General features: G+C 69.4%; 15 protein-coding genes and 3 pseudogenes. 10 read left to right on the forward strand and 8 right to left on the reverse strand.

Annotated elements, in window-relative coordinates; genetic code table 11:
* Positions 1–413: 413 nt before the first annotated feature.
* A complete protein-coding gene (locus ABZU99_RS08310) occupies positions 414–2741 on the reverse strand; it encodes a hypothetical protein (RefSeq protein WP_356048651.1) in 2328 nt (775 codons plus the stop codon).
* Entirely contained in the window at positions 2738–8656 is a 5919-nt protein-coding gene (locus ABZU99_RS08315; RefSeq protein WP_356048653.1) for a DEAD/DEAH box helicase, read from the reverse strand. Before ABZU99_RS08315 ends, ABZU99_RS08310 begins: the two co-directional genes overlap by 4 nt.
* Positions 8657–8953: 297 nt before the next feature.
* Here ABZU99_RS08315 and ABZU99_RS08320 point away from each other — a divergent pair, with 297 nt between their 5' ends.
* Complete coding sequence (locus ABZU99_RS08320) at positions 8954–9496, forward strand: protein kinase (RefSeq protein ID WP_356048655.1); 543 nt, start codon at positions 8954–8956, stop codon at positions 9494–9496.
* A gap of 28 nt (positions 9497–9524) precedes the next feature.
* The gene (locus ABZU99_RS08325; protein ID WP_356048657.1) at positions 9525–10214 is read left to right on the forward strand and encodes a DUF3761 domain-containing protein; all 690 of its coding nucleotides are present in this window, start codon (positions 9525–9527) and stop codon (positions 10212–10214) included.
* Between the two features lie 87 nt (positions 10215–10301).
* On the opposite strand, the gene ABZU99_RS08330 is transcribed toward ABZU99_RS08325, so the two are convergent.
* Together ABZU99_RS08330 and ABZU99_RS08335 are read right to left on the reverse strand one after the other, a co-directional pair.
* Complete coding sequence (locus ABZU99_RS08330; RefSeq protein WP_356048659.1) at positions 10302–10490, reverse strand: DUF397 domain-containing protein; 189 nt, start codon at positions 10488–10490, stop codon at positions 10302–10304.
* Positions 10487–11347, reverse strand: coding sequence for a helix-turn-helix transcriptional regulator (locus ABZU99_RS08335; protein ID WP_356048661.1), 861 nt, complete (start codon positions 11345–11347; stop codon positions 10487–10489). Before ABZU99_RS08335 ends, ABZU99_RS08330 begins: the two co-directional genes overlap by 4 nt.
* 162 nt (positions 11348–11509) lie before the next feature.
* Here ABZU99_RS08335 and ABZU99_RS08340 point away from each other — a divergent pair, with 162 nt between their 5' ends.
* From ABZU99_RS08340 to ABZU99_RS08355, 4 genes and pseudogenes are all read left to right on the forward strand, one after another.
* Positions 11510–11980 carry an ATP-binding protein gene (locus tag ABZU99_RS08340; protein WP_356048663.1) on the forward strand — a complete coding sequence of 157 codons (471 nt, stop codon included), beginning with the start codon at positions 11510–11512 and terminating at the stop codon, positions 11978–11980.
* A gap of 59 nt (positions 11981–12039) precedes the next feature.
* A pseudogene (locus ABZU99_RS08345) lies at positions 12040–12555 on the forward strand (AAA family ATPase); the annotation flags it as partial.
* 8 nt (positions 12556–12563) lie between these two features.
* Positions 12564–13755: pseudogene (locus ABZU99_RS08350) on the forward strand (restriction endonuclease).
* Positions 13756–13864: 109 nt separating this feature from the next.
* Positions 13865–14196 (forward strand): annotated as a pseudogene (locus tag ABZU99_RS08355) (3'-5' exonuclease); the annotation flags it as partial.
* A 5-nt stretch (positions 14197–14201) separates the two neighbouring features.
* Here the strand turns inward: ABZU99_RS08355 and ABZU99_RS08360 are convergent.
* The gene (locus ABZU99_RS08360; RefSeq protein WP_356048665.1) at positions 14202–15866 is read right to left on the reverse strand and encodes an N-6 DNA methylase; all 1665 of its coding nucleotides are present in this window, start codon (positions 15864–15866) and stop codon (positions 14202–14204) included.
* A 179-nt stretch (positions 15867–16045) separates the two neighbouring features.
* Complete coding sequence (locus tag ABZU99_RS08365; RefSeq protein ID WP_356048667.1) at positions 16046–16537, reverse strand: FBP domain-containing protein; 492 nt, start codon at positions 16535–16537, stop codon at positions 16046–16048.
* Positions 16538–16608: 71 nt separating this feature from the next.
* Here ABZU99_RS08365 and ABZU99_RS08370 point away from each other — a divergent pair, with 71 nt between their 5' ends.
* Positions 16609–17184, forward strand: a complete 576-nt coding sequence (locus tag ABZU99_RS08370; protein WP_356048669.1) for a WHG domain-containing protein — start codon at positions 16609–16611, stop codon at positions 17182–17184.
* Between the two features lie 29 nt (positions 17185–17213).
* Positions 17214–18431 (forward strand): GDSL-type esterase/lipase family protein, encoded by a 1218-nt coding sequence (locus tag ABZU99_RS08375; RefSeq protein ID WP_356048671.1) that lies wholly within the window; start codon positions 17214–17216, stop codon positions 18429–18431.
* Here the strand turns inward: ABZU99_RS08375 and ABZU99_RS08380 are convergent.
* Positions 18409–19446 (reverse strand): aldo/keto reductase, encoded by a 1038-nt coding sequence (locus tag ABZU99_RS08380; protein WP_355944492.1) that lies wholly within the window; start codon positions 19444–19446, stop codon positions 18409–18411. The two genes, ABZU99_RS08375 and ABZU99_RS08380, sit on opposite strands and share 23 nt — an antisense overlap.
* 106 nt (positions 19447–19552) lie before the next feature.
* Between ABZU99_RS08380 and ABZU99_RS08385 the strand changes: the two genes are divergently transcribed.
* Together ABZU99_RS08385 and ABZU99_RS08390 are read left to right on the forward strand one after the other, a co-directional pair.
* Positions 19553–20200: a TetR/AcrR family transcriptional regulator gene (locus ABZU99_RS08385; protein WP_355944494.1), complete on the forward strand. Its 648-nt coding sequence runs from the start codon at positions 19553–19555 to the stop codon at positions 20198–20200.
* A 223-nt stretch (positions 20201–20423) separates the two neighbouring features.
* The gene (locus ABZU99_RS08390) at positions 20424–20609 is read left to right on the forward strand and encodes a hypothetical protein (RefSeq protein ID WP_355944496.1); all 186 of its coding nucleotides are present in this window, start codon (positions 20424–20426) and stop codon (positions 20607–20609) included.
* A gap of 32 nt (positions 20610–20641) precedes the next feature.
* Here the strand turns inward: ABZU99_RS08390 and ABZU99_RS08395 are convergent, their stop codons facing one another.
* Entirely contained in the window at positions 20642–22657 is a 2016-nt protein-coding gene (locus tag ABZU99_RS08395; RefSeq protein WP_355944497.1) for an aconitate hydratase, read from the reverse strand.
* Between the last annotated feature and the right edge of the window lie 523 nt (positions 22658–23180).

The following is a 23180-nucleotide window of genomic DNA, read 5'->3' on the forward strand; positions in this document are numbered from 1 at the left end:
CACATCGGACATGACCTGCGGTGTCAGCGACTGCACGGCGCAGGTGCACGCACTGTGCCGTGCGTCCCGTCGCATACGGTTGAGCACATCACGGCACAGGGACATGCTGGCCCGGCGGGGGGCCGCGAGCTGGATGCCGATCCCGCGGAGGAAGCTCTGGCGGGCCTTCGAGGTGATCGAGTGGAAGGCCAGTTGGACCATGTCCGGGGTGAGGTCGTCGAGTGCATCCGCCACGGGTGTGCCCAGTGCGTTGAGGGCGGCAGCAAGCGGCGCCAGATGCTCAGGCGACGTCCCCGGTGGAGACAGCGGTGGCTCGGTGACCACCTCATAGCGATCGTGCATAAGTGCTCCGTTCGTGCGTGTTCGGGTTTGGTGGGCAGGCAGAGAGCGGTGGGCCGTGAGGGCGCATCGGGTCAGCAGCCCCGGGTGTGCTGGGTGACGAAGGTGTAGCCGTCCGGCAGTTCCCAGCCGTCGGCTTTCCCGAGCCTTCGGCAGTGCTCCCTGAAGGCGGCGCGCTGGGCCTCGCTGGGCGAGCGGCCCGGCAGCAGGCGCCGCAGGTGCCCGGGGACGTACTGGAGCGGGATCTCCTGCCTCGACTTCCAGGTCTGCACGATGGCGTCCAACGTCGGCGTGGCGCGCCGCACGGGCCGCGGATCGGGGGTGTAGCCGATCAGCGGTATCTCCTGTTCGCCGGGGCGTGCCGGGTGGTGAGGGCGCCCATCGCCGCCCCGGCTGCCGTCGGCGTGGTAAAGCTTCCCTTCGGCGAGGAGTTCCTCCGCGGCCGCGTCCAGTGCCAGCGCTTGCCCCGGGGCCGGATCCTGTCCGTACACGGCGGTGTGCAGGGCCGAGCGGTCAAGAAGGGCGTGCCCGTCTGGGGTGAGCAGACCACACCTGCGTACGGCGCGCAGCACCAGCTCGCGCGAGTCGAGGCCGGCGGCCGAGTCCCGGGTGCGGGTACTGCCGGGAGAGTCCTCACGGGTGAGGACGGCGGGGTCGTACCGATGCCCGATGGTCCGGTCGCCGATGACCACGGGGGTATCCAGCGGAACGGTGGTGGCGCGGATGACACGGCCACCACGTGGCCACTGAAGCTGCAGTTCAAGCCCGGGGAAGAAATCGAGCGGCCATTCGACGTCGAGGAGACGGCCGGACTGGTCCCCGAGCTCGGCTTGGGTGTCCTGGACGGCCTCGCACTCCTCCAGTTCGCCGCCCGGGTGGGTGAGTTCCAGGCGTACGAGGGCCTTGTGATGACCGAGATGCCGCAGCTCGTCGGCGATGATCGGGCGAAGCGGGAGATACCCCTCAATGAGATGGGGCAGCCTCAGCGGCATCCGCCAGGAGACCTCGCTGTCGCCAATGCGCAGCAGCTGACCGGTCCCGAGCCCGTCGTCGTCATCGAGTGGTGTGTCCACCGGCTCGGCGAAGGGCGGAGGTGCGGGTTCCTCCATGGGCTCGCTCGATGACACGGGCGGCTCGACCGCGGCAGTGGGCGACTCCGTGGTGGCACGCCAACCCAGTCCGGCGGCCGCGAGCGGATCCCCGGAGCCCGACTCCTCCCCGGGGTGGCGTGACCGCCAGATGCCTCCGCCTTCAAAGGCGTCGTCCAGGCTGACTCGGGTGCCGTTCGCGAAGAGCCCGTTGTCACTCTCGCCCCGGATCACATCGGCGAGCGCAAGGTTCGCGCGGCACACGGCCGATGCGTAGCCGACCCCGGCAAGCAGCGGCTCAGCGCCTGGGAAGTCGCGGATCCGGGGTCCCACCGCGGTGTACACGGTGGCTCCGCTCGACAGACCGTAGCGACGCCTGACCACAGGCTTGGCGACGTGCTGCAGCGCCGCGGCGAGCGTGCTCATGTCGTCGCCACCCAGAGGGCCAGTATCCCGCCAGGACGCGGCGAGGGCATCGCAGGCCAAGGCATACGACCCCCACATGCGCAGTGCGTCACTGGATGCCAGCACACGCCTCACGACGTCAAGCAGTCGCCTGAGCGCGCCACTCAGCACGTCCTCGTCCTGGGTGGCGGCCAGTTCGGCGAGTGACACGGGAACGAAGGGGCTGAGCAGCTGCGCGCGTGCGGTGCCGAGCAGATAGGCGCCGTACGCCGACACATCGTCGCGTTGCGCTGCGGCCCGGGACGGGTAGACAGCCTCGATCACCACGTGCCCGTTCTGGTCGATCCAGCGCTGGTGCGTGCGGAGTCGCCTCAGCTGAGTGGGCGTGAGACTCAGCGCTTCCCCGAAAGCCGTGGGGTCGGGGACGAGCAGTTCGCGGCGCACGGGCGTGTCGTGGAGACATGGCCTTCCGGGGCCTTCGGCACCTGCCGGCGCTCCGGACACCCAGGCCGGTATGTCGCCGAGCGGCCCGGTCTCCGGGTGGCGGCCCTCCTTGTACACGATCTCCGCGTACACCGGCTGTGAACCGGTGGTGACGCGCACCATTGCTCCGACGGGGAGAGCCGGAACCCGCTCCCCAAGAGTGACCGCCGGAAAGACATCGGGGTCAAGGGTGCTGACCCCATATCCCTCTCCTCCGACGCTGTAGCCGAAGTACGCGGCGTTGAAGGCGACGGACACGTGTACAGGTGCCCGCCGATGCAGAACGAGGGCTTCCAGGTAGCGGCGCAGCGGCGCCAGTTCCGCGGGAGGGACCGCGTCGTAGCCGTCGGTCATCGAGGGGGTCAGCAGGGGGGCGTCGGTATACGGCCGCCATACCCCGTACGCTGCCTCCGAGGACGTGATCACGTGGTGTCCCCTTCCTGCCGTGTCGTTCTTCTCGGTTGTACGGAATCCACGGATGCCCGTCCGGCATGCCAGCGGCCGTCCTCGGTAGCAGCCACGGCGCCCGCTTCCGCCAGCCGGACCAGGCTCTTCTCGACATCCGCGTAGGGGAGGTCTGCCCGCCCTCCGAAGTGGCGGCTGTCCCTCAGCGCCCGGGGCAGCGGTACCCGCCGTCCGCGTCCCGGGTGGTAGGAGGTCTCGTCGCCACGCAGCGCATGCCACAGCGTGCGGGGGTGGAGACCGCGTGGCATAAGACGGACAAGCCGGTGGATCTGGCTGTCAAGTCGCCTCATCCGGAGTGCTTCGTCGGCCCCGCCGCCGGTGCGCGGAGCGGCGCTTTCGAAGGCCAGGGCAACGGCGGGCCGACGCTCATGCGGTGGCCAGTCGGGGACGGTCCAGCATGCCGAGCAGCGGCATCGGGCGCTCGTGCAGCAGCCGTCCGGCAGTTCGGAAACACCGAAGTAGTCGGCGAATTTACGCTGAGCGCACGTTGCCGTGTCCTCGAAGAAGTTCTTGAGCAGACTGAGTTCGCCCGTGGCGCGCGTGGCGCGCCGGGCGAGCAGCGGCAGGAACCCGCTGGGCACCTGCCGGTCGTGGACAGCGAGGCCGGTCACCAGTCGGCGGCTGGGAGCCGCGGACACGTCGAGGAGCCCGCGGTCATGCAGATCGGCAAGGATCTCCCAGGTGCCCGCGGGGCCGTCGGCGAGGTCTCGGTAGCCCTCCACGTTCTCGGCGAGATGGCCGTCGATCACCTCGACACGAAGACGGTCGAGTCCAGGGAACGCGAGGACGTTTTCCACGATGCGCCGCTCCACGACCGCGCCACCCTCCGGCTCACCGGACGTACCACACGCGGTGGGCGTGGTCATTTCTCCAGGCTTGACCGTGCACAGTGGCGGGAAGTCGCCGAGGTCCGTGACCTTGCCAAGGTCAGCGAGCGCGCTGAAGGCACGCATGACTCCGGTGCGGTAGAGGTCGACGGTGTGGTCGGAGCGCAGTTCACTCTCCTCGAGGAGACCAGCGGCAGCGTCCTCGGCCATCAGCGTCTCAGCGATGGCAGCGGCATCCAGGCTGCCGCTCTGGGCGACCACAGCCCGGCCCATTCTGCGCAATGTGGTGGGGCGCAGGTCCTGACCGGTCATGAAGCGCACCGTGCGCAGTCCACGGCTCGTGGCGAGCGCCAGCGCGGCGTTGACGGGAGCGTCGCCATCAGTGCCGCGTCCCGCTCCATCACGGCCCGCGCGGCCGATCTGCTGGTAGAGGGCAGCCAGGTCGGTGGGTGGGGACACACAGAACACGGTCCGGATATCGGGCCGGTTGACACCGAGCCCGAAAGCAGAGGTGGCCACCGTGACGATCGGGGCGAACCCCTCCGTGCCTTGCTGCGGTGCCTCGCGAAACTCCGTCATCACGGCCGCCTTCTCGGCCTCGGTGAGCCTTCCGTGGAACCGCAGGATCCGGACGCCGGTGTCGCCCGTGTACTCACGCAGGTGGGCGTGGAGAGCGTTGACCTCCTTGACGGTGAGGCAGTACAGGATCGCGTGGCCGTCCAAAGCATCGACCACCCGTTCGGCGAGACCGGCCACCCCGCTGAGGCCAAGCTGGTTCGCCGAGCGCCGGAACACGGCGAGCTCGGGGCGGATCGGGTTCTCGCGTACGGTGACCAGCCCACCGCGCGCACCGGGCCGGGACGCCTCGGCGTGCTCCTGCTCCGACCCGGCGGCCGGTGGCTCGGGGGTCACCCCGAACAGGCTCTCGCGCAGGGCGGCGTGCACGGAGCGGTTGGCGGTGGCGGTGACCGCGGTAACGGCGAGCCCGAACTCCTCGCGCAGCTCGGCGAGAAACCTCCCCACCCTACGCATACTGGGCCGAAAATCCTCCCACTGCGCCATGGTGTGCGCCTCGTCCACGGCGATGCGGGTCACCCGCCCCTTCTCGACCGCACGCCGTACGAGCTCCCGGAAGCGACGCTGGCACAACCGCTCCGGGCTCACATAGACCAGCCTGATGCCGTGCTCCTGACGGCCGAGGAGCTGGTCGGCGACCTCGGTCTTGCCGGCGCGGCTGCTGGACTCCCGCAGCGGTGAGATCAGGGCCCGTACGGCGCCTCCGATGGAGCGGTTGAGCTCGAGCGCCTGGTCGTGCATGAGGGCGACGAGGGGGCTGACGACCAAGGTGGTTCCCGGCAGAAGCAGGGCCGGAAGCTGAAAGGTGTAGCTCTTGCCGAATCCGGTGGGAAGCAGGCCGAGGACATTACGGCCGTCGGTGACGGCGCTGATGACTGTGCGCTGGGCCGGTTTCAACACGACGGGCTCGTCGGAGAGCCTGAGCAGACCGCCTACGCGTGCGGCACGTTCCAGGAGCTCCTCGGTGAGGCGTCCCTCGCCGCGCAGCCGATCGACCTCCTCGTTCGTGAACGCGAGCTCCCGGATGCGCCGGGTCTGCGGTAGGACCGTGTGTCGTTCGAGCGCATCGTCCGTGGCCAGGGCGGCCGCCCGATCCTTGTCCATGAGCCCTTGTTCGGCCATGAACGTCCAGATGCGCCGCCATCCTTCGGCCATCGTCGTCACATTGCCGCCTCCCGGCGCCTCCGTGACCGGATCGGGGCGCAGCAGCCCCTTGTCGAGGCTGCCGAGGAATGCCTTGCGGTAGGCGCGGCGCAGACTGGTGTGTCCGCCAAGTTTGCGGTCGCTGATGACGACGACCCCGCGGTGCCGGTCCGAGCGAATGAGCCGACCGACCGCCTGGCGCAATTGGATTGCCGCGAGCGGCAGATAATAGGTCTCGGTCGCGGCCCCCTCCGGGTCGGGGTGTCCCGCCTCTTCGGCGCGTTCGCGTACGGCGGCTCGGCGGGCCTCGATGACCGGGGCGGCGAAGGGCGCGAAAGGCAGCTTGTTGATCCACACGAGCCGCAGTCGTTCCTCGTCGGCGACGTCGACGCCCTGCCACAGTCCTTTCGTTCCCACGAGAAACCCGCCGCCCTGCTCCCGATCGGTGAACTCGGCGACGGCGCGGCCGTTCCCGAGGGCGAGCGCGCTGAGGACGGGTGCGGTGGCCGAGCGAGCGCGTAACTCCCGCTCGAGAAGATCGCCGATGCCCGCCGCTGTCGCACGTGCGGTGGTGAGCACCATGGCTCCGCCGTCGTGCCCGTGACCACCTGGTCGAGGGCAAGTCATCTGCTCGGCGTAGCCAGCGAGTTGGTGGGCAACCGTACGCATGGCCCCCTCTTCCTGCTCGGCCCACGAGGGGAAGTCGGAGAAGCAGACCAGCCGGGCTTGGTGCTCCAGGTCGAACGGGGAGGAGAGCGCGAGCGTGGGAAGCGATGCGGGCAGACCCAGGCGCTCGCGCACAAAGTCCCACTCATGGGCGACGCGCAAGGTTGCCGACACGTAGTGGACCCGACGGAAGGACTCCAGAAATCGGCGCCACTCCGGGTCGGCGGGCAGCTCGATAGGGCTGGAAGCCAGGCGGAAGCGATAGGAGCGCAGGCCCGGTTCGGGTTCGCCCAGCTCCTCCAGGTACACCACGCGAGAGGGCGTCGTGTCCCCGGCCCTTCCGTCCAGGGCAACAGCAGGGTTCAGCAAGGTGTCGATGTCCGCGGCGATACGGTCGAGCGTCGTCGCGGTGTCGTCTGCGCGGTGCGCCAGTGCGACGACCCGTTCCCGTACGAGGACGTCCATGCCAGCGGCATGCTCTGCGCCGTACCGGCCGAGCCTGGCAGCCACCGCGCCGATGGCCCTGGCGATGCGGACGAGCAGCCCTTGGATCCGGCGTGCGTCGCGCGTTCCCGAAGTGCCCGCGTAGGGGCTGGCGAGCACCGCGGCACGGCTGCCGACACGCACACCGGCGCCCTTGGCACGTGCGTCGAATGCCTGAGCGGCAAGGCGTGGCAGCTGCTCATTGTCGAAGAGCTCTTCGAGTTCGGCGATCGCACCGATTGTCTGATCGCGCGCAACGCCCTCGATCGCGTCGGCGCGCCAAGCCCAGCACTCGGCCAGCAAGTTCTCCAAGTCTCGGTAGTCGACCGTGACGGTGAGAGCGGAGGTGGCGGCGTTCTCCAGTTCATGGGCCTCGTCGACGACCAGCAGCGTGTGGGGACCGAGGGCGCGCAGCTCATCGAGATGGGAGAGGGCGAGCGCATGGTTCGCGATCACGAGGCGATGGCCGGCGATGACCTCGCGCACGGTGTCAGTGTGGGCGGCGAGCGGAGTGTCAGCGCCCGCCTGATAGTCGCCGTCCCGCTGTGACAGGGCCTCCAGCCACAAGGGCAGGACCGGGCCGGCGTAGTCGGCAAAGAAGGCGGGCACATCCACCGGGTCCACGGACCTCGCCGTCCATGCCTCCGGCGCCTCCGGGCTGGCCCGCAGCCGGAGCAGCAGGTACACGGCCAGCTCGCGGAACTGCGGCCGGTCCACGAACCTCGCGCGACCGCGTCTGGCGGCGCTGGCCTGGGTGGCCTCGGCGAGCAGCGAGGTGAGTGCGGCGAGGGAGAGGCGGCCGGTCTGCCCCTTGACGAGGTCGGCGATTTCGAGGATCCCGGGCAAGGCACGCTGGAGGTCTTGGATGTCACGGGCCAGCTGGCTCTGCAACTGCTTGGTGAACGTGCCGATGACGGCGGTGTGCTGAGGGCCGGCGGCAAGCCAGTCGAGTGCGGCCGCAATCACCGCATAGCTCTTGCCTGTTCCGGTGGGCGCCTCAAGCAGGCCGGAGACGCCTTGGTCGGTCCAGGCGTGCAGGGTCTCCGACATACGCTGCTGAGCCGGGCGCGGTTCAGCCCTGACTCCATGGACGGCGGCCGCGAGCTTTCCCGGATCCACACGCCCGTCGTCGCCGCGCAATCGGTCGGGTATCACGACGGCTCCCCTTCCGCGGCGCGATCCGTCTCCGCCACGCCTGGGCCGATGCCGCGCGAGCTCCTGCCGGATCAGCCGGGTCACGTGCTGCCGGTCCCACACGGCGGCCTCACGGCCAGGAACCGTGGCATCGCGGGCAAGCTCCCTCAGCAGCCGCCAACCGGCTGAATCCGCACAGGCATCCGCGACCAGTGCCGTGAGCTCTGGTGCCCAAGCGGCCACCTCGTCGGACGCCCGGTGCATCAACCGAACCAGCAGTTCGACATCATCAGCCGCGGAATGGGCCTTGAGATCCGACATCGGGATGTGCTGGGCCTTGGCAAGCTCGTGGAGCCGGTGGGAGCTCGCATTCGGCCACACCGCATGCGCCAGGTACAACGCGTCGACCAGCACGAAGCCGGCCAGCGGATCGCCGGTTCCGGCTCGCTCGGCCGCCTGGCGCACCAGCGGGAAGTCCAGCCCGGTGCCGTTGTACGCGACCAAGACGTCAGCCCCGGCGGCATACGCGGTGAACTCCGCCCAGACCGTCTCCGGCGCCAGCCCTTCCTCCCGCACCCGCTGTCGCACCGCCGGGTCACGGATGTCATCATCGCCGGAGGGCAAACACACATAGCGTTTCCAGCTCGGCGCTAGGGCGGTCCACTCCGGGTCCGTCCCGAATCGCCGGAGAGCGGCCTGGTACACGTAACGCTCCAGATGTGGCTCCGTGGGCACGGTGCGGACGACGCTCTCCAGATCCATCGCCACGACCCGCAGGCCACGCGGTTCAGCCCCCTCACACTCGACCTCGATTTCGGCCGACGGGGCGCCGTGCGCCGAGGGCATGATGAACCGCCCGCCCACCTCATCGATCAGGCGGGCGGCCACCGCCTGCTCAAGAAGCTTCGCCAGTCGCTTGCCGGGCAGCCCCTGGTACCGACTCCGCGCGGCCTCGGCCAGCTCCGCGGGCCGCACTCCGTCCGGATACTCCCGGACCAACTCCACGATCTTGTGGACAGCCGCCGGAATTCGCGATTCCCCACCCATGGCACCCCCCGACACCAAGATCCGAACACATTTTCTTCACGTTTTCGCGCAACCCTTTTCACATCCGGACAGTCCACGCCTGCATGGACCGGCGGAACGCCGCCCTCCTTGATGACATTCTTGAGCTTAGAGGTGCTCGTTAACAACGTCAACGCGTAGTTGATCTTTCAAATGTGTCGAGTCATCCTGTACGATGACGTGCAATCAGCTCATCGAGCCGCTGAAGTGGTTGACGCGACAGCAGATACAGGGGCATGTCTGCTACGGGACCGCGCACATGAGGACAGGGGGGCGGCAGTGAGCCATGAGCTGATCGATGGCCGATTCCGCATGGGGCACGTCATCGGCAAAGGCAACATGGGAGAGGTCCACCGGACCGAAGATCTCCGGGCCGCCGAGGGCACTCCTGAGCGCGCGGTCGCCGTCAAGACCATCCTGCGTCGGCGCACGGGGACCCAGATCGACACCGACGGTGACCCCAAGGCCGTGGAGCGCTTCGCTCGCGAGGTACGCATCATGCGTCGCCTCAATCAACCCAATCTCACGCGACTCATCGCCGGCGGGGTTGCCGAGGGCGGCAGCGGTCTGCCCTATCTCGCGATGGAGTTCCTGGACGGCGAGACGCTGCGCGACCTCGTCGAGGAGGAGCGGCAGCTTCCTGTCTCCTGGGCCGCCGCCATCGGTGCTCAGGTCGCCGCCGGCCTCGCCGCCGCGCACGCCGCCGGCATCGAACCCCAGATTCCCTGTCCCTCCGGCGCGGCCGGACGCCGGTTCACGACCGAGGACAGGACCATGCACGCGGGGAGTGTGCCGCAGCAAGGTAGGGGGGCCATTGGCTAGAAACGAATCTCGGGGGGAACAGGAGAAGATGGACGCCCGGAAGGGGTGCGCGATCATGCTCGCGGCCCTTCTTCTCGTCGGTGGGTGTACCGCCTTGTTCTCCGACGGAGATGACAACAAGAGCAGCTCCAGTTCCTCGTCCACGCATGTCGCCGAGGCCGAGACCAAGAGCATCGATATACCCGACTTCACGGGACAGGGGCTCCAGGAGGCACAAGACAACGCGCAGGCCTTGGGCCTCTACAACCTAAGAGAGAAGGACCTCTCCAGCGCGAGCCGCACGCCCATGTGGGACCGCGGGTGGCAGGTTTGCTCCCAAAGCCCGACCGCCGGTACGGCCGTGTCGGACGACGAGGCCCTCACGTTCGAGGTCGTACGCAACGAGGAGAGTTGTGACGACCCCGACGGGCTCGCGGACGACTCCAGCGTTCCCGACGACATCGGCGACGATGCTTCGGGTGACGATTCGTCCAGCATCGCCGGAGTGGAGGAGGACGACAGCAACACCACACCGGACAACCCGAGTGACGGTTCAGGAAGCAGCGGTTCAGGCGGTTCCACCAGCGGCTCCGCAGGGTCCAGCGGCAGTCAGAATGAGGCGCCAGCTGGGGCCACCGCGAGGTGCAACGACGGCACCTACAGCTACAGCCAGCACCGCCGGGGCACCTGTTCCCACCATGACGGTGTGGCTACGTGGCTGGCATCGCTGCCGTCCTGATACCGCCGGCCTGACCTCGCGGCTTGCACTGGGCCGTGGGGAACAGGATCGGCCACCGCCCGCGGCTGAGCCCGTGGAGAGGCAGGCTCAGCCGCGTGCGACGTACCTCACGAACTGCGCCCATCCGTCGTGCGCGATGGCAAGGCCGGGCAGCGTCACGTCCTTGGAGTCCCGTACGTGGACGGTGCGTTCGGTAACGGCGACCTCGATGCAGTTGTCGCCCTCGGTTCCACTGTAGCTGGACTTGAACCAGGCCAGATCGGTGCTGCTGCTCATAGTGCTCCTCTGATCCGTCTCAGCAGGCCCACGGAGTTAAGGGGGCTGAGGGCCTGTGAGCGGAGTGTCGCATATCGTTGGTGCAGAACGGCGGCCTCAGTCACATCGGCGATCAACCGCCCGTTCTTCTGCCCCTCGGAGTAAGCGAGGCGCTTACCGTCCGGAGTCTCCAGGAGAGCCAACGGGCCGTCCAGCCCCGCGTGACACACGCTGTCGATCGGCATGATCTGGACGGACACGTTGCGGAGCTCGCTGAAGGCCAGGATGTGGTCCAACTGCCCGTACGAGACCTCGGCTCCCCCAAGCCGACGCCTGAGGATGTGCTCCTCCATCACAAAACTGAACGAAGTGTTGGGCCGCTCACGAATCAGACGCTGACGGTCCATGCGGGCGGTGACCTGGGCCTCCATCTGCTCGTCCGACAGAGGCGGAACGCTGTTATCGAAAGCAGCCCGCGCGTAGTCCTCCGACTGCAACAACCCCGGCACCAACCTGCACTCATACGTACACAGGCTCACCGCCACCCTCTCCAGCCGCGCCCACCGCCGGAACCACGCGGCAAGCCCCGGCTCGCCCCGCGTCAGATGACGGGCCGCCTTCCGGAGAGCACCCGTGTTGCCCAGGACCTCCTCCGCCCGCTCCACGAACGACTCGTCCGGCATCCGCCGCCCCAGCTCAACCGACGCCACCGTGTGCTTCGAGAACCGGACCAGCTCCCCGAACTCGACCCGGCTGAAGCCCGCGTGCTCGCGCAGGGCCTGGACGACGGCGCCGAAGGTCCGCAGACTGTCCGAAGGGTCGGGTTCGCGCTCCCAGTCACCGTCTTCTCCCGCCACACGGACGTTGTCAGCTGTCATACCGCGGCCACCTCCAGGTGCGTACGTGCGAGGCCCCCGCGCTCGACTCACTCAGGGTGACGGAACGACCGGCGTACCGTCCACCGAACGCGCATGTACGCTGACGCAGCGTACGCAGCGCGCCGCTGGCAGGGGCCGCCGCACACCCGCCACCGTGGCCCCATGAACACGAGCACGTCCCAACTTCCCCCCACCCCACGCGCCTTCACGCAGCGCCTGTCCTCCACCCGCCGCGGGGCCCGGCTCGCCCGGCTGTTCGCCGTCGAGCAGCTCCGTATCTGGCCGGTGTCGCCAAGCCTTACCGAGCGCGCCGAGGGGATCATCGCCGAGCTGACCGCCAATGCCGCGCTGCACGGACGCGTACAGGGCCGGGACTTCCGGCTCACCCTCACCCACCAGGAGGCGACCGGGACTCTCCAGATCGAGGTCGCCGACACGCGTGGCGAGAAGTTGCCCGCGCTCGGGCCGGCCCCGGGGCCGGACAGTGAGACTGGGCGTGGTCTGCATCTGGTCGCCGCGCTCGCCGACCGCTGGGGTACGCAACCGCACGAGGCGGTGGGCAAGACCGTCTGGGCGGAACTGGACTTCCGCCCCGCCCGAGCCGCCGGGTCGGGCGACCCGTCAGCCCTCTGATCGCAGCGCACCCGGAACGATTCGACCAGTGGTGCGGCCTGACGGCTCGGGCCGGGAGGATCATCGACGAGATCAACCGGGCCAACCTGGCCAAGGTCTTCGGCGAGCTGTACTTCCTCCTTGAGTACCGGAACAAGTCGGTGCGGCTCACCTACTCCGGTGACGACTTCGCGCTGCCGCCGAACCTCTTCGTCATCGGCACGATGAACACCGCTGACCGGTCCATCGCGCTCGTGGACGCGGCGATGCGGCGCCGGTTCGCCTTTGTGGAGCTGTCGCCGCGCACCGAGCCGACGAGCGGGCTGCTGCGGCGCTGGCTGGCCAGGGAGGGCAGGGATCCCGAGCCCGCCGATCTGCTCGACGCGCTCAACTCCCGCATCGACGAACCCGACTTCCGGATCGGGCCCTCGTATCTGATGAAGAAGGGCGTCTACCGTGAGGCCGGCCTGGAGCGGACCTGGCGGACGAAGATCCTGCCGCTGCTGGAGGAGCACCACTACGGAGAGGGCATCGACGTCGAGAAGCGGTACGGGCTCGAGGCGCTTCGGGAGTCGCTGGGGGGAGCTCCTCAGTGACTCCCGAGGTGTCCTCCACCGTCGAGCTCGTCGAACACGCCCCCGCCCGTTCCGTACCGCTGCCAGATCCCGTCGGCCGGGCGCTCGCCGACGCATGCATGGTGGACGCCGCCCCCGACCCGTACGTCCCGGGGCACTGGTCGCTACGGGCGGGCAGCAAGGTCGGGGCGGTGGCCATCGCCCCGTCGGGTGGCGGGGCGCCGGTCACCGTCCGCATCACGCCCAAGGTGCCCATCGCCCGCCTCTTCTTCCTCCTCGGCTACAGCCTCGATCCCCGCGGCGCCTGGCGTGACGGAGAGGTGGAGGTGGCGGACCACCGCGACCTGCTGCCCGCCCTCGCCCACGCCGTGGAGCGGCAGGGCCTCCTGAAGGGGTACCGGGCGACGGAGGAGACCGCCCTGGTCGTACGCGGACGGATCCGGGAGGCCGAGCAGATCCGCCGCCGCTTCGGGGCGACGCTGCCCGTGGAGGTGGCGTACGACGAGTTCACCACCGACATCGCGGAGAACCGCATCCTGCGCACGGCCGTGGAACGACTGCTGCGCCTGCCCGGCGTGCCGCGCGACGTACGCCGAAGGCTCCTGCACCAGCGGGCCCGTCTCGCCGACGTCACCGCGATCGTGCGCCGGCGGGCCGCTCCCCGACTGGCATCCCACCCGCCTCAACTCCCGCTACCACCACGCCCTTCGTCTCGCCCGGGCCGTCCTGGACGGTGCGTCGGCGGAGCACGCTCCCGGCGGGCTGCGCATCGACGGGTTCCTGTTCGACATGAACCAGCTCTTCGAGGACTTCGTGACGGTCGCCCTGCGGGAGGCGTTCCGGGGCTCGGGCCGCACGGCTCGCCTCCAGGACCCGCACCACCTCGACGAGGCGTCCGTGATCCGTATGCGGCCGGACTTCGTGCTGTACGGGGCGGACGGCGCCCCGTCGGCGGTCGTGGACGCCAAGTACAAGGCGGAGAAACGGAATGGCTATCCGGAGCCCGACCTGTACCAGATGCTGGCCTACTGCACCGCTCTGGGACTGCCCGAGGGGCATCTGGTGTATGCGAAGGGCAATGCGGCGCACGCCGCGCACCAGGTGCGGCATGCGGGCATCGTCATCCATCAGCACGCGCTCGACCTGGACCAGGAGCCGGCCGGGCTACTCTCGGACATCGCGGCCGTGGCCCGACGGATGGACACCACGCTGCGCGTGTGATCGATTGCGGAGTGTCCGTCAGGGGTGAGGGGTTCGACCGTGCCACAGCTCGCGTTCGCCAACAGCTTCCGGGAGAGCTACGACGTCCTGGACAAGCCCGTCAAAGCCGTTGACCGCGGCCAAGGTGCCGGTGGTCCGCGTCAAGGACAACCCGGGGGCGGACGTGGAGGGGGTGCGGCTCGCCACGATGCATGCCATGAAAGGCCTTGCGTTCCGGTGTGTCGCCATCCTCGGAGTGACGGCGAGCCCGGTGCCGTTCGCGCGGGAGGTCACACCGGCCGATGTGGATGTGCTCCAGCACGATGCGGGTCTGCTGCGGGAGCGGTGTCTGCTGTTCGTGGCGTGCACGCGGGCGCGGGAGGCACTGGCGGTGTGTCGTGGAGCGGCAGCGCGAGTACCTTCGTACGCGCGAGTTCCTTCGTACCTCGCCGCTGCGCATAGCCGGATTACTCAGGCTTTCCGCCCTCAGGAACGAGCGTGCCGTTGCCCAGCCCGTCCCGCGCGAGGGCTGCCGTCTCCCGGCTCAGCTCCGCCAGCTTCCGCGCACGCTCCTCGAACTCTCGGAGTGCGCGGAAGGCGGCTCCGTAACGGCGCTGGTCGGCGATCTCCATCTGCGGGATACGGGCACCCCGGCCGTCGAGGCGGAACGTTCCGCTGGCGCTCGTGGAGCGACGGTTGTTCACCGCGCTGCGCAGAAAGCCTTGCAGGTAGTCGGTGTCGAGCTGATCCGTCACCGAGACCGGTTCGGGGTCGCCGTACTCGACGAGGCCGGCGCGGGCGAGCTCCGCGACGCTGACCGTGGGGCCGTCGAGAGACGCGGGCCCCCCACCCGCGGTCAACATCGGCAAAAGCTCCGCGATCCCCCGTAGCTGCTGCTCAAGCTCCCCCCGCAGGGCGCGGTACTCGGCCAGGAAGTCACGGTGTGACTCCTCGACGTGGCGGCCGGGGGTCAGATCCACGGCCTCATCGAGCAGATCGATGAGCGGCACATCCGCGACCTGTCCGGGGCCGGCCTCCAGGGAACCGTCGGGATCGCTCGCCGTCAGGTCGACCATGCGTACGGACGTGGCGGCGTCACCGGGTGACGAGGGGCGGCGCAGCTGCCAGAGGTGGACGGGAAGGGAGTGGGAGGCCGCGGTGCCGGGCGGCAGTGCGATGACGTGCGTGAGGATGCCACGCCGTACGAGCTCGGCACGGATGCGGCGGCCGGCCTTGCGGTAGGCGACCGAGGCGGGCATGACCATGAGAACACGACCGCCGGGAGCCGTGTGGGCGTAGGCGTGCTGGAGCCAGGCGAGTTCGCCTTCGGCACGCGAGGGAGTGCCCAGTTCCCAGCGGGAGTCGAGCAGCAGCTCCGCTCGCCCCCAATCGGTGGCACCCACCGGGGGGTCACAGACGACGAGTTCGGCCTTGAGATCCGGCCATTGGTCGTCGCGCAGGGAGTCGCCCGTGGCGATGGTGACGCCCGTGCGGCCCGTCAGGTCGACGCGGAGCTGGGCGATACTCGCGCTGCGGGCATCCGATTCCTGCCCGTACCGCTTGTCTCCCCCGTCGGGGGCGACAGCGAGGATGAGCGTGCCGATGCCGCAGGCCGGGTCGAAGACGACCGCGTCACTCGCCACCTCACCGGCGAAGTGGCGCACGGCACGGACCACACGAGGGGAGGTGACCTGGTCCGATCCGGCCCGGCGCACCGAGTCGGTGAAACGTTCCGTGAGAGCACCGGCCACCTCCGCCGCGGATGTGCTCGCGGCCATGCTCCGCGCCAGCCGGACGGCCTCCTCCGGAAGCCCGGACGCGGGCTCCTCTCCGGCGAGCAGGCGAAGGACATCGGCGACCCCGCCGATGATCTCGTCACCGTAGGCCCCCCGCAGCATCTGCCACAGCTGGACCTCCTCGGAGACTCCCTGCCCCTTGCGCTGCCGGTCCAGCCATGCCTGCACATCGGACAGGGCGAACAGCGGGCTGTTGGCACCGCCGCCCGCAGGCGCGGGGAAGTCGTCGTAGCGCCGCCTCCAGTTGGAGACCGCGGCACGGGTCACTCCCGCGAGCCGCGCGATATCGGAGCCGGTGATCAGTGGAGCGGCCTGGGGGGCGGCGTTCTCCTTCATGCCGGTCACCGTACACGGGGCCGGGTGGCGCCTCAACGGTCAGTGATGTTGACGACGTACACGAAGTACGGAGGTCATTCTCGGTGTACTGGCGCAGGGCCTACGGCCCGGAACGGCAGACCGGCCGAAGCGAGACCCTGGCGCAGGCCGAGTGGTGGGGGGCGGAACGCTGTACGCGGTCAGGCGGTCACCTTGGCGATGAACGCGGCGACGTTCGCCACGGTCTGCTGGATCTTCTCCTCCAGAGTGAGCGACTCGGGGAGCCGTGCGCCGACGCCCGCATCCTTCTTGCCCCTCACGTACAGCGAGCAGCAGAGGTCGCTGCATATGTAGGTGCCCACCGAGTTGCCCTGCTGTCCGGCCCTCCCCGCCCTGGGGGCGACCATCAGGGAGACGCCGCCGGTGTGGGTGGTCACGCACATCGAGCACATGCCGCGCCGCGTCTGCCAGGAGGCAGGGCCGGGGCAGCGCAGCGCGATGGCCTTCAGGCGGCCGTCCAGCTCGGTGACGAGGTAGGCGCGGTCGGGGGCCTGAGGATCGCGCCAGCCGAGGTAGTCCAGGTCGCCCCAGGGCCGGTCGGCCAGATCGCGCGGGACGGCCAGGCGCTTCGCCTCGCCCTTGGTGCGGTTCACGAACGCGGCACGTATCTCTTGCTCAGTCAGCGGCTTCATGAACGGCAAGCTAATTTGCCTAAATCCTTTAGGCAAATGCATAATCGCTTCAGGCACATGAGGGGAAGGGTATGGCACGCGCAGGACTGACCACGGAACGCCTGATCCAGGCGGGGGCGGAGCTGGCAGACGCGGTCGGCTTCGACCAGGTGACCGTCTCGGCGCTCGCCAGGCGGTTCGATGTCAAGGTCGCGAGTCTGTACTCGCACCTGAAGAGCTCCCGGGATCTCAAGACCAAGATCGCCCTGCTCGCTCTGGAAGAGCTCGCCGAGCGGGCCGCCGACGCCGTGGCCGGGCGGGCGGGCAAGGACGCCCTGACCGCCCTCGCCGACGTCTACCGCGACTACGCCCGGGAGCACCCCGGCCGCTACGCCGCAGCGCAGTTCCGGCTGGACCCGGAGACGGCGGCCGCGAGCGCCGGGGGCAGGCATGCGCAGATGACGCGGGCGATCCTGCGCGGCTACGACCTGACGGAACCGGACCAGACGCACGCCGTCCGGCTGCTGGGCAGCGTCTTCCACGGCTACGTCAGCCTGGAGATGGCCGGAGGATTCAGCCACAGCGCTCCCGACTCGCAGGAGACCTGGGGATGGATCATGGACCGCCTCGACGGCCTGCTGCGGAACTGGCCCGGACCCTGTGAATGACTCGGACATCTCGACAACAGGCTGAGACCATGGACACCCATCACCACTGGATCACCACACCCATCACCGCGGACCTCCTGCGTGGCGCCCTCGACCTGGAACACACCGCACACGGCGTCCTGCCCCACCGGCTGCCCGCCCGGGCCCGCACCCAATGCACCGACGGACAACTCGCCATGGCCGAGTCCCAGCCCTCCGGGGTCCGGCTGGCCTTCCGCACCCGGGCCACCGTCATAGAGCTGGACGCGCTGCCCACCAAGCGGGTCTACGTGGGTGCCCCGCCCCGCCCGGACGGTGTGTACGACCTGCTCGTCGACGGCCGCCTGGCCGGCCGGGCCAGTGTGCCGGGCGGCAACACCCTGACCATCGACATGACCACCGGGACCTTCGAGAGCCGGCCCGGCCCGGTCGGCACCCTCCGCTTCACCGGCCTGCCCGACGGCCTGCCCGACCGCGTCAAGGACGTCGAGATCTGGCTGCCGCACAACGAGACCACCGAACTCGTCGCCCTGCGCACCGACGCCCCCATCGAGCCCGCACCGGACCGGGGCCGCAAGGTGTGGCTGCACCATGGCAGTTCGATCAGCCACGGCTCCGACGCCGCGAGCCCGACCACCACGTGGCCCGCGCTCGCCGCCGCACTCGCCGGTGTGGAACTGATCAACCTGGGCCTGGGCGGCGGCGCCCTGCTCGACCCGTTCACCGCCCGCGCCCTCCGCGACACCCCCGCCGGCCTGATCAGCCTCAAGATCGGCATCAACCTGGTCAACGCCGATCTGATGCGCCTGCGCGCCTTCACCCCCGCCGTCCACGGCTTCCTCGACACCATCCGCGAAGGCCACCCCGCCACACCGCTCTTGGTCGTCTCGCCCATCCTGTGCCCCATCCACGAAGACACCCCCGGCCCCAGCGCCCCGGACTTCACCACGCTCGGCACCGGACAACTGCGGTTCCGGGCCGCGGGCGATCCCGCGGAGCGCGCGAACGGGAAACTGACCCTGGGCGTCATCCGGGACGAGCTGGACCGGATCGTGAAGCAGCGGGCGGCCGAGGACCCGAACCTGCACTACCTCGACGGCCGTGACCTCTACGGCGAGGCCGACTCCGCGGAGCTGCCGCTGCCCGACGAGCTCCACCCGGACGCGGCCACCCACCGCCGCATCGGTGAGCGCTTCGCCAAGCTGGCCTTCAGGGCCAACGGCCCCTTCATGACCAACGGCCCCATCACGGCGCCACTGGCGGGTTGAGTCGGGCGAACCCTTCCTGGCGCTGGTAGGGGAAGTAGGGATAGGGGGCCGTCTTGGCGCTCGCGGCGTCGAGTTTCGCCATCTGGTCGGGTGTCAGCGCCCAGTCGAGGGCGCCGAGGTTCTGACGCAGCTGTTCCTCGTTGCGGGCGCCGATGATGACGGAGGAGACGGTCGGTCGCCGCAGCAGCCAGTTGATGGCGATTTGCGGTATGGCCTTGCCGGTCTCCTGGGCGATCTCGTCGAGGGTGTCGACCACGCGGTAGAGGTGTTCGTCGTCGACCGGCGGGCCGTAGTCGGCCGTTCGGTGCAGTCGGCTGTGGGCCGGTAGCGGCCGGCCGCGGCGGACCTTGCCGGTGAGCCGCCCCCAGCCAAGAGGGCTCCAGACGAGCGCCCCGAGTCCCTGGTCGAGCCCGAGGGGCATGAGCTCCCATTCGTAGTCACGGCCGATGAGGGAGTAGTAGACCTGGTGTGCGACGTAACGCGGGTGGCCGTACTTCTCCGCGATGGCGAGGGACTTCATCGCCTGCCAGCCGGAGAAGTTGGAGATGCCGAGGTAGCGGACCTTTCCTGCCCGGACGAGATCGTCGAGCGTGGACAGGACTTCCTCGATGGGCGTGCCGGCGTCGAAGGCGTGCAGCTGGAACAGGTCGATGTAGTCGGTGCCGAGTCGGCGCAGGGCGTTCTCGCACGCGGTGATCAGACGCGTACGGGAGGAGCCGGCATCGCCTGGCCCGTCGCCCGTCGGCAGGCTGGTCTTGGTGGACACGATCACCTGGTCCCTGCGGTCTTTGATCGCTTCACCCAGCACCTCCTCGGACGCGCCGTTGGAGTAGACGTCGGCGGTGTCGAACATCGTGATCCCCGCGTCGAGGCAGATGTCCACGAGCCGGCGCGCCTCTCGCGCATCGGTGGTGCCCCAGGCGCCGAACAGCGGCCCTTGGCCGCCGAAGGTGCCGGCACCGAAGCTCAGTACGGGGACCTTGAGTCCGGATGCGCCCAGCCGCCGGTATTGCATGATCGATCCCCTCTCTCGCCCGCAGACCCCCTGGCTAATGGTTCTGCAGTCCCGTTAGGATCGAACATAGCACGTGCAGGCGATTAATGACACGGGAGTTCCGTTTATGGCAGTGGAAGGCGCGGATCCGGGGACTGTCCGCCCGGGAGGACGCACGGCGCGGGTGAGGTCAGCGGTACTGCGGGCGGCCGGGGACTCCTTGGCGGAGCAAGGCATCGCCCACCTGGACCTGGCCGACATCGCGCGCCGCGCCGAGGTGGGCAAGACAACGGTCTACCGTCGCTGGGGAACGGTGACCGGACTCGTGGCCGACCTGCTGATGGACATGGCCGAGCAGTCGCTGCCGCGCACCGAGACCGGCTCGCTGCTCGGCGACCTGAGGGCCAACGCCCTGCTCGTCCAGCGGACCTTGGCCGACCCCCGGCAGGGAGCCCTGTTCAAGGCAGTGATCGCAGCCGCCGCCTGCGACCCGAAGACCGCCGAGGCCCTGCACCTCTTCTATGACACCCGCGTCAACGAGTGGGCACCGTGCGTCCAGCAGGCCATCGAGCGCGGTGAGGTGCCCGAGGGCACCGACACGCACGAGGTGATCCGGGCCGTCTCCGCACCCCTCTACTACCGCCTGCTGAACAGCGGCACCCCACTCGACGAAAGCGCCGCGGACCAGGCCGCCGAGGCCGCCGCGGCGGCGGCGCGCGCCGGAGCGTATGCGCGGCAGCACAGAGGGGACGCGGATGACGAGCCGGTCCGCTGACCCCCGTCACCTCGCCCCTGCCGGGACATGAGCCCCCCAGCCAATCAGCCCCCCAGCCAATCAGGGCGTACCGAGATCGGCACTCAGGGCCGCGCCAGGCCGGCTGACCGCACGGCTTCCTCCATTGGTCACTCACCCCGCCCGCATCAGGCCGTATCCGTCAGCCGGAGTGAGGGCGCAGCCGTGACAGGATGCCGCAGGCCGCGACGTAGCCTTCCCTCTCATGGCGACTGCGCACCGCGGTGGCGTTCTCTGTCGGTCGCGGATCTCACGGTGGCTGGTCAACGCCATACCGAACGCCCCCGGCCTCGCCCGGTTCGGCGAGGCCCTGGCCGGGGTGGCGGCACGGCGGGAGGCGCCGCCCTTCGCGCAGGAGTCGTTCATCCAGTGGTGGCGGGCTGGTGCGTGACGCCGAGGCGTCCTCAGGCGGCGGCGCTTGGATCACGCGCGTCTCCGGTCGGCGGGCGCGCGCACCCTCCGGTCTTTGTGTGCGAGTGCCGGGATGATGCCGCCTGCCAGGACCGCCTCACGCTGTCGGGGCGAGAGACGGTGGCGGACGAGATACTCCTCGTCCCGGGTCGTGTTATGGACGCGCAGTGTCGCGTCGCCGGTCGGGGACAGAGCCTCGTGCAGACCGGACAGGTGCAGCCGGTCGTCGACCTCGATGCGGTCGTAGTCGTCGGGGTCGCGGAATTCGAGGGGCAGGACACCGAAGTTGGCGAGGTTCTGCCAGTGAATGCGGGCGTAGGACTTGGCGATGACAGCTCGCAGTCCGAGGTAGCGCGGCGCGATGGCAGCGTGTTCGCGAGAGGAACCCTGCCCGTAGTTCCCACCGGCGACGATCAGATGTCCGGTGACCCGCCGGACCGTCTCGGCGCGCCGGGGGTAGTCGGGATCCAGCCGGGTCAGGGTGAATTCCGCCAGCTTGGGGATATTGGACCTGTAGGGCAGGGCCTTCGCGCCGGCTGGAGAGATCTCGTCGGTCGAGACATCGTCACCGGCCTTGAGGAGGACGGGGCCGTCGATGCTGTCCGGCAGTGGGTCCAGCTCCGGCAGTGCGGAGATATTGGGGCCGCGTTCCAGCTGAACACTCCTGGCCTCCTCCCGCGACAGCGGCGGTTCCAGCATGGCGTTGTTGACCGATGGAGGGCTGGGAAAGTCCGGTGCGGGAGGAGCCACCGAGAGGCGGTCGGCCCAGTCACGCGGATCCGTGATGGCGCCGGTCAAGGCGGAGGCCGTAGCGGTCTCCGGTGAGCACAGCCACACCGCGTCGTCCTCGGTACCGGAGCGACCGGGGAAGTTGCGCGGGAAGGTCCGAAGGGAGTTGCGTCCCGATGCCGGTGCCTGCCCCATGCCGATGCAGCCGAGGCAGCCGGACTGGTGGATTCGGGCACCGGCGGCGATCAGATCGAACGTCGCACCGCAGCGCGTCAGGTCCTGGAGGATCTCGCGGGAGGTCGGGTTGACATCGAAGCTCACCCCGGCCGCGGCCTGACGCCCCGCCACCATGGCGGCAGGGACGGCGAAGTCACGGAATCCGGGGTTGGCGGACGAGCCGATGACCACCTGACCGATGGGCTCTCCGGCGACCTCCCTGACCGGCACGACATTTCCCGGAGAGGTCGGCCGTGCGATAAGCGGCTCCAATGCCGACAGGTCGATCTCCTCCTCGATGTCATAGGAGGCATCCCGTTCCGCGGTGATCTCGACGAACTCATCCCCGCGTCCCACCCCGCCGAGGAAGCCGCGCACCGCGTCATCCGAGGGAAAGACGGTGGTCGTGGCGCCGAGCTCCGCCCCCATGTTGGCGATGACGTGCCGGTCCATGGCGGTAAGGGAGGCCAGACCGGGTCCGTGGTACTCCAGCACGCGGTGAACGCCTCCTCGCACCCCGTGACGGCGCAGCATCTCCAGAATCACATCCTTGGCACTGACCCACGGTGGCAGTTCCCCGGTCAGCCGAACGCCCCAGACTTTCGGCATGGCGAGGTGGAGGGGCCTTCCGGCCATGGCGAGTGCGACTTCCAGCCCGCCGGTGCCGATCGCCAGCATGCCCAGGGAACCGCCGGCGCAGGTATGCGAGTCGGAGCCGGCCAGGGTCTTCCCGGGAGCACCGAAGTGGTGCATGTGCGTCGGGTGCGAGACGCCGTTGCCGGCTTTGGAGAACCACAGGCCGAAGCGGCGGGCGGCCGAGCGCAGGAAGAGATGGTCCTCGGCATTGCGCTCGTCGGCCTGAAGAATGTTGTGGTCGACGTACTGAACGCTGGCCTCTGTCCGGACCCCGTCCAGGGCCAGTGCCTCCAGCTCCTGCATCACCAGCGTGCCGGTGGCATCCTGGGTGAGCGTCTGGTCCACACGCAGCGCGATCTCCTCCCCCGGCTCCATTCGGCCGGACAACAGGTGGTCGCCAATCAGTCGCTGCGTCACGGTGCCTTGTGCGTGGCCACGGGGTCCCATCGAGGTACCCCCTTTCTGGGGCGGAGCGTCCGGTTTCTGGGGCGGAGCGTCCGGACCTTCCAGGCACCCCACAGCGGGTTCCCGCTCAGCTACCGCCATAGTGCACCCATCACGGGAGCCACCGGGTCATCCCTCGGCGGGCGATCATGCGGTCAGCAGGTGCTCCGAACTGGTCCTCGTAGCCGCGGGTGCGAGCCGTGAAGGACGGCCGAACCATCCCCGCGGGCGCGGGGAGCAGTGGACGTGGGAAAACTGCTGGTCAGGCAGGCGGGACCATCCTCGCGGGCGCGGGGAGCAGTGGACGTGGGAAAACTGCTGGTCAGGCAGGCGGGACCATCCTCGCGGGCGCGGGCACCTCGGGACCATCCTCGCGGGCGCGGGCACCAGAGGGCGGCGATGTCCGCCTGCACGGTAGGGCTGGGACCATCCCGCGGGCGCGGGGAGCAGTCGTAGACGACGGAGAACTTGACGTACGGCGTGGGACCATCCCGCGGGCGCGGGGAGCAGGAGGCGGTGAGCCCGG

Origin of the sequence: Streptomyces sp. NPDC005266, from assembly GCF_040607655.1 — a bacterium.
In the GTDB taxonomy this organism is placed as follows: Bacteria; Actinomycetota; Actinomycetes; order Streptomycetales; family Streptomycetaceae; genus Streptomyces.

What these genes read in the sequence shown, in the direction of transcription:
- ABZU99_RS08370 (WP_356048669.1), top strand. Translation starts at nt 16,609, where the DNA reads ATGGCACGCGCAGGACTGACCACGGAACGCCTGATCCAGGCGGGGGCG.
- ABZU99_RS08315 (WP_356048653.1), bottom strand. Translation starts at nt 8,656, where the DNA reads ATGGGTGGGGAATCGCGAATTCCGGCGGCTGTCCACAAGATCGTGGAG.
- ABZU99_RS08360 (WP_356048665.1), bottom strand. Translation starts at nt 15,866, where the DNA reads ATGAAGGAGAACGCCGCCCCCCAGGCCGCTCCACTGATCACCGGCTCC.
- ABZU99_RS08330 (WP_356048659.1), bottom strand. Translation starts at nt 10,490, where the DNA reads ATGAGCAGCAGCACCGATCTGGCCTGGTTCAAGTCCAGCTACAGTGGA.
- ABZU99_RS08375 (WP_356048671.1), top strand. Translation starts at nt 17,214, where the DNA reads ATGGACACCCATCACCACTGGATCACCACACCCATCACCGCGGACCTC.
- ABZU99_RS08385 (WP_355944494.1), top strand. Translation starts at nt 19,553, where the DNA reads ATGGCAGTGGAAGGCGCGGATCCGGGGACTGTCCGCCCGGGAGGACGC.
- ABZU99_RS08340 (WP_356048663.1), top strand. Translation starts at nt 11,510, where the DNA reads ATGAACACGAGCACGTCCCAACTTCCCCCCACCCCACGCGCCTTCACG.
- ABZU99_RS08380 (WP_355944492.1), bottom strand. Translation starts at nt 19,446, where the DNA reads ATGCAATACCGGCGGCTGGGCGCATCCGGACTCAAGGTCCCCGTACTG.
- ABZU99_RS08365 (WP_356048667.1), bottom strand. Translation starts at nt 16,537, where the DNA reads ATGAAGCCGCTGACTGAGCAAGAGATACGTGCCGCGTTCGTGAACCGC.
- ABZU99_RS08395 (WP_355944497.1), bottom strand. Translation starts at nt 22,657, where the DNA reads ATGGGACCCCGTGGCCACGCACAAGGCACCGTGACGCAGCGACTGATT.
- ABZU99_RS08325 (WP_356048657.1), top strand. Translation starts at nt 9,525, where the DNA reads ATGGACGCCCGGAAGGGGTGCGCGATCATGCTCGCGGCCCTTCTTCTC.
- ABZU99_RS08390 (WP_355944496.1), top strand. Translation starts at nt 20,424, where the DNA reads ATGGCGACTGCGCACCGCGGTGGCGTTCTCTGTCGGTCGCGGATCTCA.
- ABZU99_RS08335 (WP_356048661.1), bottom strand. Translation starts at nt 11,347, where the DNA reads ATGACAGCTGACAACGTCCGTGTGGCGGGAGAAGACGGTGACTGGGAG.